Annotated in this window: 4 protein-coding genes; 3 read left to right on the top strand and 1 reads right to left on the bottom strand. The window is 69.6% G+C overall.

Annotated elements, in window-relative coordinates; all coding sequences use genetic code 11:
• Positions 1 to 825, top strand: an 825-nt coding sequence (locus Q0741_RS23500; RefSeq protein WP_298235622.1) for a UvrD-helicase domain-containing protein, incomplete at its 5' end; no start/stop codon positions are given.
• 97 nt (positions 826 to 922) lie between these two features.
• Here the strand turns inward: Q0741_RS23500 and Q0741_RS23495 are convergent.
• The gene (locus Q0741_RS23495; RefSeq protein ID WP_298235621.1) at positions 923 to 3103 is read right to left on the bottom strand and encodes an ATP-dependent RecD-like DNA helicase; all 2181 of its coding nucleotides are present in this window, start codon (positions 3101 to 3103) and stop codon (positions 923 to 925) included.
• Positions 3104 to 3567: 464 nt separating this feature from the next.
• Between Q0741_RS23495 and Q0741_RS23490 the strand changes: the two genes are divergently transcribed.
• Together Q0741_RS23490 and Q0741_RS28920 are read left to right on the top strand one after the other, a co-directional pair.
• Positions 3568 to 4134, top strand: coding sequence for a ProQ/FINO family protein (locus tag Q0741_RS23490; protein ID WP_298235620.1), 567 nt, complete (start codon positions 3568 to 3570; stop codon positions 4132 to 4134).
• Entirely contained in the window at positions 4131 to 4328 is a 198-nt protein-coding gene (locus Q0741_RS28920) for a hypothetical protein (RefSeq protein WP_367184168.1), read from the top strand. Before Q0741_RS23490 ends, Q0741_RS28920 begins: the two co-directional genes overlap by 4 nt.
• Positions 4329 to 4475 lie beyond the last annotated feature (147 nt).

Here is a 4475-nt window from a genome sequence, read left to right as displayed (position 1 = left end):
TGCATGCCACCGCCGGCGCACGCTCTTCCAGCAACTACAACTGTAGGGTTTCGCGGGCGCGCCGAGGTGCTGGACCTGGCCACCACCGACGAGTCGTACCGGCGCATCGTTGATGCACTGCGGCCTCCGGTGCAGGAGGGCCTGGTTCGCAAACCCGAGCGTGGCAACCACCTGGTGCTCGCGGGCCCAGGCTCGGGCAAGACGCGCGTCATCGTGCACCGCATCGCGTGGCTGCTGCGCGTGCTCCGCGTGCCGAGCGCCCACATCATCGCGCTGGCCTTCAACCGCCACGCCGCGCTGGAGCTGCGCCGGCGGCTGCTGGCCCTCGTGGGCGACGACGTGCGCGGCGTGACCGTGCTGACCTACCACGCCATGGCGCTGCGCCTCACGGGCACGAGCCTCGCCGGCGCCGAGCGCCAGGGCCCGGTGGACTTTGAGCAGCTGCTACAGGACGCGATCGACCTGCTCGGCCGCGCCAGCCAGGCGTTCACCGATGCCGACGGGCGGCTGAACCTGCTGCGTTGGCTGCGGGGCCAGCAGTCGCGGCAGCCGGCCAACCCCTTCTGGGCGGCCCTTCACGTGGCGGTGGACGAGATGGCCCAGGCCAGCGCCGCCACGCAGGTGCCACCTGCCGAAGTAGTGGAGTGGATCTTCGAGTGCTCGGCCGAGGCCGCGGCGCTGCCTGACGGTACCTGCTTCAACGCCGTCGTCACCGGCATCATGGCGCGCAGCCGCGTGCAGACCGCGCCGGCCTACCAGGACGCCCTCAAGGTGGACCGCTGGGAAGTGGTGCTGGTCGAGATCACGGGCGAGGCGCAGGGCTGACGGCACGGCCCCTGTGGAGCGGCTCGACGACGGGCAGGGCGTTGGCTATAGCCGCCGCGCGGCAACAGGGTGGACCGCTGGGCGCTTGGCTGTACGCTCAAGCCAGGCGCTCGCGCAGCTTGGACCAGCGCCGCCGGGTCTGCCGGCCCTTGACCGCCATGGCCAGCGCGCGCTTCTGGCCCACCAGCACCACCAGCCACTTGCCCCGGGTGATGCCGGTGTAGACGAGGTTGCGCTTGAGCATCATGAAGTGCTGGGTGGACACCGGGATCACGACCACCGGGTACTCGGAGCCCTGCGACTTGTGGATCGTCGTGGCGTAGCACAGCGTCAGCTCGTCGAGCTCGGCCCACGGGTAGATGACTGGTCGGCCGTCGAACTCCACCACCAGCTCCTGCTCCTCGGGATCGATCTGCGCCACCAGGCCGATGTCGCCGTTGTAGACGTCGCGGTCGTAGTTGTTCTCCATCTGCATGACCTTGTCGCCGACGCCCAAGGTGTTGCCGAACTTGGTGACGCTGGCCGGGCCCGGCGGGTTGAGCCTGTCCTGCAGCAGCGGGTTGATGCCGCGCGCGCCCGTGGCGCCCCGGTTCATCGGGCACAGCACCTGGATGTCGCGCACGGGGTCGAAGTCGAACTTCCTGGGCAGCCGCTCGGCCACGAGGTCTACGACCGTCGGGGCGATCGCCTCGGCATCCTCTACCGGCACGAAGTAGAAGTCCGAGGGCTCGCCCTTGGCCGGCAGCGAGGGAAAGTGGCCCTGGTTGACCTGGTGCGCCGCGCGCACGATGCGCGAGCTCGCCGCCTGGCGGAACACCTCGGTGAGCCGCACCACGGGCACGGCGCCGCTGGCGATGAGATCGGCCAGGAACTGGCCCGGCCCGACCGAGGGCAACTGGTCCACGTCGCCGACGAAGATCACCGCCGAGCGCGTCGCGACGGCCTTGAGCAGATGGTTGGCCAGCGGCACGTCGATCATCGAGCACTCGTCCACCACCAGCAGGTCGCACTGCAGGGGTGAATCCTCGTTGTGCTTGAACTGGCCGTTGCGCGGATCGACCTCCAGCAGCCGGTGGATGGTGCGGGCCTCCAGGGCGGTGGACTCCGACAGCCGCTTGGCCGCTCGCCCGGTGGGCGCGGCGGCCAAGGCGTGAACCTCCTTGGCGCGCAGGATGGTCAGGATCGAGTTGACCAGCGTGGTCTTGCCCACGCCGGGGCCGCCGGTGATGACCAGTAGCTTGGACGACAGCGCCAGCCGCAGCGCCGCCTGCTGGCTCTGGGCCAGCTCGATGCCCAGCCTGCGCTGGACCCATGCCATGGCCTTGTCGGCGTCGATGGCCGGCCACGGCGCGGCTTGCGTCTTCAGCCGCACGACCTGGGCGGCGATGGAGCGCTCGGCCTGGTGCAGCGGCGCGAGGAACACGCACGGCTGGGAGTCGATGGTCTCGGGCACGAGCACCCCGTCCTCGATCTCCTGCGCGATCGCGGCCTCGATGACGTCCGCAGGTATCTCCAGCAGCTTCACCGCCAGCGGCACGAGTTCGGCGTGTGGCAAGCCGCAATGGCCTTCGGCTGCGGCCTCGGCCAGCGCATGGGAGACGCCCGCGCGGGCGCGCAGCGGGGAGTCGCGGGCGATGCCCAGCTTCTGGGCGATGGTGTCGGCCGACAGGAAACCGATGCCGCGGATGTCGCGCGCCAACCGGTACGGGTCGGCGCGCACCATCTCGATGGCGTCGGCACCGTAGGTCTTGAAGATGCGCACGGCACGCGACGTGGAGACGCCGTGCGCATGCAGGAACACCATGATCTCGCGGATCACCTTCTGGTCGGCCCAGCCACCGATGATCTTGCGCGCGCGCTTGTCGCCGATGCCATGGATTTCGCGCAGCCGCTCGGGCGTGCGCTCGATGACGTCGAATACGTCGGCACCGAAGGCCTGCACGAGCCGGCCGGCGTAGACCGGGCCGATGCCCTTGACCATGCCGGAGCCGAGATAGCGCTCGATGCCGGCCAGGGTGGTGGGCGGTGCGATCTTGACGAACACGGCGCGGAACTGCCGGCCGTGCTCGCGATCGGTGACCCAGTGCCCGGAGGCTGACGCGTACTCGCCGGGTGTCACCGCCGGGGCGTGGCCGATGAGCGTGACGAGGTCGCGCTCGCCCTTGACCTTCAGGCGCAGGACGCAGAAGCCGTTGTCGGCGTTGTGGAAGGTTACGCGCTCGACCAGGCCGGCGAGGTGTTCCAGCGGCGCGGCGGATGGGGCGGAAGGGTTGCGCACGGCTTGATCAGGACAGCGAAGGCGGTGCCCCGCCAAGCGCATGCGCGCGCCTGGCGGGCGGCGCCATTGTGCCCGTGGCAGGTCCGGCCCCCGGTCGCTGGTGACGCCATGGGGCGATGGCTGCCGTGATGGCGGGCGGTTCATCTGGCAAAGTCGCTCGTCCAGCGCGGCATACTGCCGCCCCATGCGAATCGAGGTCCGAGCTACGACAGCACAGTGCCTCGCAATCGGGGGCCCACCAGACGTCAGGCTGGATGCGTGCATGTGCTCGGCGCAGCGATGCCCGTGGCGGCACATGGTGGCCAACTGGCGAGCACGGCCGGACAGCATCAGCTGCATGAGCACACAGGAACCACCGTGATGGAACCCGTTGCCGTCCTCAAATGACAGCTTGAATATTCGGGCAGCACGCCCTCACCACGATGAGTACCGAACCCGTCATCCATCGCAAGCAGCGCCGCGTCGTGATCGTCGGCAACGAACAGCGCCAGGCGTCACCAGCGCCGGCCATCGCTGAAACACAGGCAGACAGGCCAGTCCTCAGGCTCAAGGCCCGGCCGCAGGCAGCGGCGCCATCGCAAGAGGAAAAGGTGACTACCGGGGACATGCCGCCCGCCAGCCCCCCGCAGGAGCGCTTGAGCAACGCCGAGCGCCAGCGCCGCCAGGCGGCCAAGGCCGATGCCGCGCTTCGGGTGCTCGCCGAGCACTTCCCCGGCCTCTTCACCAGCGTGCGGCCGATGGCCATCGGCACCAGCAAGGTGCTCGACGCGGAGCGCAAGGCTGGCCGCCTGCCGCTGGGCTGCATCCCGCTCAAGCTGGCGCTGTCCGCGTGGGCCACCTCCAACGCCTACTTCGAGGCCGTCGCAGCAGGCGGTGCACGCTTCAACCTGGCCGGCGAGGCTGAAGGGGAAGTAACACCCGAGCAGGTCGCCTACGCCCTGAAGAAGCTCAAGAAGCGTCGCGAGTCGGCCGCGGCTGGGCAGGAACAGACAAGCGTCGTCGTGGTCTGCGCAGACAGCGCCGCCGCTTGATCCGGTCAGCCTGGCCGGGGCCCCGCCGGGCGCAGGTACTTGCGCTGGATTTCGGCAACGCGCTGCGGCTGCTTGGGGCCAGGATTCGCGGGGAAGGTTCGCTCAAGAAAGCCACCTACAGCAACGCTGTCGTGATCACGTACAGCTATGACGCGGCGGGCAACCGCACCAGCGTCGTGACCAGCGGCGCGTAGCGCGCGGCGACCCGAGCGCGTCGGCTGCAGGCCGGAACGTACGCGCGGCCACCACCCCATTTCCCTTTTGCAGCATCCGGGACCCGGCGCGGCTAGGAGGCTGTCGGACTTCTCGGTACGTCTGGGGCGCTGCTGACATCCTGGACA

This window comes from uncultured Azohydromonas sp. (assembly GCF_937926365.1).
Classification (GTDB): domain Bacteria; phylum Pseudomonadota; class Gammaproteobacteria; order Burkholderiales; family Burkholderiaceae_C; genus Azohydromonas.
Note: the sequence above shows the minus strand (reverse complement) of the source record. Positions and strands in the feature narration are given on the sequence as shown.